At 73.3% G+C, this 6,905-nt stretch carries 4 protein-coding genes and 4 pseudogenes; all 8 read left to right on the top strand.

Features of this window, described 5'->3' with window-relative positions:
- The first annotated feature begins 115 nt into the window (after positions 1–115).
- The 8 genes and pseudogenes from KSK32_RS00685 to argH all read left to right on the top strand — a co-directional run bounded on the left by KSK32_RS00685 (position 116) and on the right by argH (position 6,685).
- A pseudogene (locus KSK32_RS00685) lies at positions 116–508 on the top strand (hypothetical protein).
- Between the two features lie 392 nt (positions 509–900).
- Positions 901–1,201, top strand: a pseudogene (locus KSK32_RS00680) (urease subunit gamma).
- Positions 1,198–1,481 (top strand): annotated as a pseudogene (locus KSK32_RS34830) (urease subunit beta); the annotation flags it as partial. The pseudogenes KSK32_RS00680 and KSK32_RS34830, both read left to right, overlap by 4 nt.
- Before the next feature lie 81 nt (positions 1,482–1,562).
- Positions 1,563–2,573: pseudogene (locus KSK32_RS00670) on the top strand (acetylornithine transaminase); the annotation flags it as partial.
- Positions 2,570–3,496 (top strand): ornithine carbamoyltransferase, encoded by a 927-nt coding sequence (gene argF, locus KSK32_RS00665; protein WP_216927965.1) that lies wholly within the window; start codon positions 2,570–2,572, stop codon positions 3,494–3,496. The pseudogene KSK32_RS00670 and the gene argF, both read left to right, overlap by 4 nt.
- Positions 3,493–4,005: an arginine repressor gene (locus KSK32_RS00660; protein ID WP_216927964.1), complete on the top strand. Its 513-nt coding sequence runs from the start codon at positions 3,493–3,495 to the stop codon at positions 4,003–4,005. Before argF ends, KSK32_RS00660 begins: the two co-directional genes overlap by 4 nt.
- Positions 4,002–5,207: an argininosuccinate synthase gene (locus KSK32_RS00655; protein WP_216927963.1), complete on the top strand. Its 1,206-nt coding sequence runs from the start codon at positions 4,002–4,004 to the stop codon at positions 5,205–5,207. Before KSK32_RS00660 ends, KSK32_RS00655 begins: the two co-directional genes overlap by 4 nt.
- Positions 5,208–5,221: 14 nt before the next feature.
- On the top strand, positions 5,222–6,685 hold the full coding sequence (argH, locus tag KSK32_RS00650; protein WP_216927966.1) for an argininosuccinate lyase: 1,464 nt from the start codon (positions 5,222–5,224) through the stop codon (positions 6,683–6,685).
- Positions 6,686–6,905: the final 220 nt, after the last annotated feature.

Below are 6,905 nucleotides of genomic sequence, written 5' to 3'. Positions count from 1 at the left end.
GCTTCAGCTCCACGGTCCGCAGCTCCGTGGTCGCCAAGGTGACATGACCAGTGGTCGGCGCCGGCTCATCGGCATCCAGTTCTGATTTCCTACCCAGACATCGGAGAGAGGCATCGTGACCATTTTCGAGAAGGCCACGCGGAGAAGTTCCGCTACCCGTCGGCCAAGGACAGCTGACCACGGAACAGTTGTGGGAGCTTCCGCTGACCGCCAAGTCCGGCTTCAGCCTCGATGATGTCGCCAAGGCGGTCAACGCGAGCTCAAGGCCGTCGACACCGAGTCGTTCGTGGCCACCGAGGCCAATCCGGCCAAGGCGATCTTGGAGACCAAGTTGGAGGTCGTCAAGCACGTCATCGCCGTCCGCCTCGCGGAGGAGCAGGCGGCGAAGGCGGCGGCGGCCAAGAAGCTGGAGAAGGAGAAGCTGCTGGCGGTCCTGGGCCGCAAGCAGGACGCGGTGCTGGAAAACCTGACCGAGGCAGAGCTGGTGGCGCGAATCAACAACCTGTAGCCCGCCTGCAATCTGCAACTGCCAGCAGGTCCGCACGACCCGTAGGTTCACGGTGCGCGCTGAGATCCACTTCAGCGCGCACCGTTTTGCGTTTGCGGAGTCGGCTGTCCGACCCCGACGCCGCGCGGCTCGATCCCTGATGCCGAGCACACTGTTGCCCCCGCGGTGGCGATCCTCTACGGTCGGCTCAAGCGGTGGGCGGTGCGGTCCGCATCCGACCGACACCGCCGGGTGCCCGTCGCGCGGGCCGGACGGTGGAGTCCCGGGCCACCCGTCGGCGGCGTCGCGGCGGTCGTGTGACCTCAGCTCCTCCTCCGGGTGGTGCTGCCCGGCGCGGCTCCGCGCGGAGCCGACGGCGAGCGAGGCCACGCCGATGCCCACCGGAGAATCCCGTGTTCCTCAGCCCGCACGAGCAGGACCGCCTGCTCGTCCACGTCGCGGCCGACGTCGCTCGCCGCCGCCGCGAGCGCGGCCTGCGACTCAACTATCCCGAAGCCGTCGCGATCATCACCGCCTTCCTGCTCGAAGGGCCCGCGACGGACGGTCGGTGGTCGACCTCATGTCCGCGGCCGGACGGTGCTCGGCCGCGAGGACGTCCAGGACGGCATCCCCGAACTGCTGAGGGAGGTGCAGGTGGAGGCGACGTTCCCGGACGGTACCAAGCTCGTGACGGTGCACCACCCGATCCCGTGATCCCCGGGGAGATCCTGCCGGCGGCCGGCCCGGTCGAGATCAACGCAGGTCGTCCGGTGACCACGTGGTCGTGGTCAACACCGCCGACCGTCCGGTGCAGGTCGGCTCGCACTACCACTTCGCCGAGGCCAACCCGGCCCTGATGTTCGACCGGGCCGCCGCCTGGGGCCAGCGTCTCGCCGTCCCGGCGGGCACCTCGGTCCGGTTCGAGCCGGGCGTGAGCCGCAACGTGGAGCTGGTCCCGCTCGGCGGCGCACGCGTCGTGCCCGGTCTCCGCGGGAGTGCGCCGGACCGCTGGACGAAGCGTCACCGACCGCGCCGGGATCGGACGCGCCGACGAGCGGGGCGCCGGCGACCGACGGGCCGGCGCGGTGAGCGCCGGGTGTTCTTCGCCAACTCCGGCGCGGAGGCCAACGAGGCCGCGTTCAAGCTGTCCCGGCTCACCGGCCGCCGGCACGTGGTCGCCACCCACGGCGGCTTCCACGGCCGGACCATGGGGCGCACTGGCGCTGACCGGGCAGCCGGCCAAGGCCGACCCGTTCCGCCCGCTGCCCGGCGACGTGACGCACGTGCCGTTCGGCGACGCCGACGCGCTGGCCGAGGCGGTCACCGACGACACCGCCATGCTGATCATCGAGCCGATCCAGGGCGAGAACGGCGTGGTCGTCCCGCCGCCCGGCTACCTGGCCGCGGCCCGGCGGATCACCGCCGCGCGCGGCGCGCTGCTGGTGCTCGACGAGGTGCAGACCGGCGTCGGCCGGACCGGCCACTGGTTCGCCCACCAGGCCGAGGGCGTCGAGCCGGACGTCGTCACGCTCGCCAAGGGCCTCGGCGGCGGGCTGCCGCTGGGCGCCTGCCTGGCCTTCGGCCGGGCCGCCGACCTGCTCACCCGGGCTCGCACGGCACCACGTTCGGCGGCAACCCGGTCAGTTGCGCCGCCGCGCTCGCGGTCGTGTCCACGATCGCGCAGGAGGGCCTGCTCGACCACGTCAAGCGCGTCGGCGAGCGGCTGCGGCGTGGCGTCGAGGCGCTCGGGCATCCGCTGGTCCGCGAGGTGCGCGGTGCCGGGCTGCTGCTCGGCATCGTGCTCGACCAGCCGGTCTCCGGTGCGGCCACGGCCGCGCTGCGCGAGGCGGGTTTCCTGGTCAACCCGGTGCAGCCGGACGTGGTCCGCCTCGCCCCGCCGCTGATCCTCACCGGGGCGCAGGCCGACGCGTTCGTCGCCGCCCTGCCGGCCGCGCTGTCCGCCGCCGCGCCGGCCCCTTCCACCGGCGCCGTAGCGCCCGCCGGCATCGCGGCACCCGCCGACACCACCGCTCCCGCCGATGCCGCCGCGCCCGGCGCCCCGACCCCGACGGAGGCTCCCGCATGATCCGCCACTTCCTGCGCGACGACGATCTCACGCCCGCCGAGCAGGCCGCCGTGCTCGACCTCGCCGCCCGGATGAAGGCCGACCGGTACGCGCACCAGCCCCTGACCGGGCCGAGGTCGGTGGCGGTGCTGTTCGACAAGCAGAGCCTGCGCACCCGGATCTCGTTCGACGTGGGCATCGCCGAGCTGGGCGGGCACCCGCTCGTGGTGGACACCCAGGTCACCCACTTCGGTCGGGGCGAGACGCTCGCCGACGCGGGCCGGGTGCTGTCCCGCTACGTCGCCGCGATCGTGCTGCGCACCCACGGCGACGACCGGATCGCCGAGGTCGCCGCGCACGCCACGGTGCCGGTGGTCAACGCGCTCACCGACACGTACCACCCGTGCCAGCTCCTGGCCGACCTGCTCACCGTGCGGGAGCGCTTCGGCGGCACCGCCGGTCGGATCCTCACGTACCTGGGCGACGCGGCGAACAACATGGCCCACTCGTACCTGCTGGCCGGCGCGACCGCCGGGATGCACGTGCGGATCGCGGGCCCGGCCGGGTTCCAGCCGGACCCGGAGGTCGTGGCCCGCGCGGAGAAGATCGCCACCACCACCGGCGGATCGGTGCGGGTGCTCACCGACCCGGCCGAGGCGGTACGCGGCGCGCACGTCGTCGCCACCGACACCTGGACGTCGATGGGGCAGGAGGCAGACGGGCTGGACCGGATCACCCCGTTCCTGCCGTACCAGGTCAACGCCGAGATGCTCGGCCACGCCGACGCCGATGTGATCGTGCTGCACTGCCTGCCCGCGCACCGGGGCGAGGAGATCACCGACGAGGCACTCGACGGCCCGCACAGCGCGGTGTTCGACCAGGCGGAGAATCGTCTGCACGCCCAGAAGGCGCTGCTGACCTTTCTCCTGGAGGAATCCGCATGACCGCTCCGCTGACCCGCGCCGCGCGGCACGCCCGCATCGTCGAGCTGATCCGCGACACTGCCATCCACTCGCAGACCGAGCTGGCTGACCTGCTCGCCGGGGACGGCATCCAGGTCACCCAGGCCACGCTGTCGCGGGACCTGAAGGAACTGGGAGCGGTGACCGCGCGCGGCGGCGACGGGCGGGGGGTCTACCTGATTCCGGAGGACGGGCACCGGCCGCTGCGCGACGCCGAGGGCGCACCGGCCCGGCTGGTCCGGCTGCTGCGTGAGCTGCTCAACGGCGTCGATTCCAGCGGCAACATCGCGGTGCTGCGTACCCCGCCGGGCGCGGCCCAGTACCTCGCCAGCGCGCTGGACCGGGCCGGCCTGTCCGAGATCGTCGGCACCATCGCCGGCGACGACACCATCCTCGTCGTGGCCCGCGAGGCCGGCGGCGGCGCGGCACTGGGTGAGCGGCTCGCCGCCTGGGCCCGCCGCGACGACACCGCCGAAGGGGGCACCTCGTGACCGAGCGGGTCGTGCTGGCGTACTCCGGGGGCCTGGACACCTCGGTCGCCATCCCGTACCTGGCCGAGCGGACCGGCGCGGAGGTGATCGCGGTCGCCGTCGACGTCGGTCAGGGCGGCGAGGACATGGACGTGATCCGGCGGCGCGCGCTCGACTGCGGCGCCGTCGAGTCCGAGGTGGTCGACGCCCGCGACGAGTTCGCCGCCGACTACTGCCTGCCGGCGATCCGGGCCAACGCCCTCTACATGGACCGCTACCCGCTGGTGTCGGCGCTGTCCCGGCCGCTGATCGTCAGGCACCTGGTCGCGGCGGCGCGCGCCCACGGCGGCACGATCGTGTCGCACGGCTGCACCGGCAAGGGCAACGACCAGGTCCGGTTCGAGGTCGGCCTGGCCGCGCTCGCGCCCGACCTGACGGTCGTCGCGCCGGCCCGGGACTTCGCCTGGACCCGGGACAAGGCGATCGCGTACGCGCAGGAGAAGGGCCTGCCGATCGACGTGTCGGCGGCGTCGCCGTACTCGATCGACCAGAACCTGTGGGGCCGGGCCGTGGAGACCGGCTTCCTGGAGGACATCTGGAACGCTCCGGTCGAGGACCTCTACGCGTACACCGGGGACCCGGCGTCGGAACGCGACCCGGACGACGTGGTGATCATGTTCGACGGCGGCGTCCCGGTCGCGATCGACGGCGAGACGGTCACGCCCTACGAGGCGATCCGGGAGCTGAACCGGCGGGCCGGGGCGCACGGCGTGGGCCGGCTCGACATGGTCGAGGACCGGCTGGTCGGCATCAAGAGCCGCGAGGTGTACGAGGCGCCCGGCGCGCTCGCCCTGATCACCGCCCACCAGGAGCTGGAGGCGGTCACCGTCGAACGCGACCTGGCCCGGTTCAAGCGCGGCGTCGACCAGCGCTGGGGCGAGCTGGTCTACGACGGGCTCTGGTTCTCGCCGCTGAAGCGGTCGCTGGACGCGTTCATCGACGACGCCCAGCGGCACGTCACAGGCGAGGTACGGCTGCGCCTGCACGGCGGCCGGGCGGTGGTGACCGGCCGGCGCTCCGAGGCGAGCCTCTACGACGTCGGCCTGGCCACCTACGACACCGGCGACACGTTCGACCAGTCACTGGCGAAGGGATTCGTACAACTGTGGGGACTGCCCAGCACGATGGCCGCGCGACGGGACGCCCGGATGGGAGGGGCCTGATGGGGGGCACCACAATGGGTGGGGTGGACGACAAGAGCCTGACCGAGAACAGCGCCGCCGCCAACCGGACGAGCCTCTGGGGCGGCCGGTTCGCCGGCGGCCCCGCCGAGGCGCTCGCGCGGCTGTCGGTGAGCGTCCAGTTCGACTGGCGCCTCGCCCCGTACGACATCGCCGGTTCCCGGGCGCACGCCCGGGTCCTCGCCGGCGCCGGCCTGCTCGACCCGGATGAGCTGGGCCGGATGCTGGCGGCGCTGGACGACCTGGAGGCGGCGTGTGCCTCCGGCGCGTTCCGCCCGACGGTCGACGACGAGGACGTGCACACCGCGCTGGAGCGTGGCCTGCTGGAACGGCTCGGCAGCCTCGGCGGCAAGCTGCGCGCCGGCCGGTCCCGCAACGACCAGGTCGCCACCGACCTGCGGCTCTACCTGCGTGACCACGCCCGCGGCGTGGCGGCCCGGCTGGTCGAGCTGGCCGAGGCCCTCGTGGAGCAGGCGGAGCGGCACGTGGACACCGCAGCGCCGGGCATGACGCACCTGCAGCACGCCCAGCCGGTGACGTTCGGCCACTGGCTGCTGGCCCACGTGCAGCCGCTGCTGCGCGACCTGGAACGGATGCGCGACTGGGACGGGCGGACCGCGATCAGCCCGCTCGGCGCGGGCGCGCTGGCCGGCTCGGGGCTGCCGCTGGACCCGGTGGCGGTCGCCAAGGAGCTGGGTTTCCGCACCTCGTTCGCCAACTCGATGGACGCGGTCGCGGACCGCGACTTCGTGGCCGAGTTCCTGTTCGTCACCGCCATGATCGGTGTGCATCTGTCCCGCCTCGGCGAGGAGGTGGTGCTCTGGACGTCGCAGGAGTTCGGCTGGGTCGAGCTGGACGACGCCTTCGCCACCGGATCGTCGATCATGCCGCAGAAGAAGAACGCGGACATCGCCGAGCTGGCCCGGGGCAAGTCCGGCCGCCTGGTCGGCGGCCTGATGAGCGTGCTCACCATGCTCAAGGGCCTGCCCATGACGTACGACCGGGACATGCAGGAGGACAAGGAGCCGGCGTTCGACGCGGTCGACACGCTGGAGCTGCTGCTGCCCGCGCTGGCCGGGATGATCTCCACCATGACGGTCCGGGTGGACCGGCTGGTGGCCACCGCGCCGTCGGGCTTCTCGCTCGCCACCGAGGTCGCCGACTGGCTGGTCCGGCGCAACGTGCCGTTCCGCGACGCGCACGAGATCACCGGCAAGCTGGTGGCGCTCTGCGCGGCCCGCGACTGCGCGCTGGACGAGGTGTCCGACGCCGACCTGGCCGCGGTGAGCGAGCACCTGGACCCGTCGGTGCGCGACGTGCTCTCGGTGCGCTCGGCGCTGGCCGCCCGCATCACGCCCGGCTCCACCGGCCCCGGCCCGGTCGCCGACCAGCTCGCCGCCGCGGCGGACAAGCTGACCGGCTGGCGGGAGTGGGCCGCCGAGCGGGTCGTCCCCCGCTGACCCGCCGCTGATCCGGGGCAGGCGGACGCCTGCCCCGGGGCCGGCCCGGCGCCCATCCGCTGCCCCGGCACCTGCACCCGCGCCCGCGCCCCGCGCCCCGCGATCTTGGTACGAAACGGCCCCCATAGGGGCGTCAAGCTTCCAAGATCTCCAAGAGTCCTGCTTCGTGGAATGCGGATCCCGCTTGCCGGACGTCGGGCTGAAGGGCTCGGGCTTCCGA

Source organism: Micromonospora sp. WMMB482 (genome assembly GCF_019038635.1).
Classification (GTDB): domain Bacteria; phylum Actinomycetota; class Actinomycetes; order Mycobacteriales; family Micromonosporaceae; genus Micromonospora; species Micromonospora marina.
Note: the sequence above shows the minus strand (reverse complement) of the source record. Positions and strands in the feature narration are given on the sequence as shown.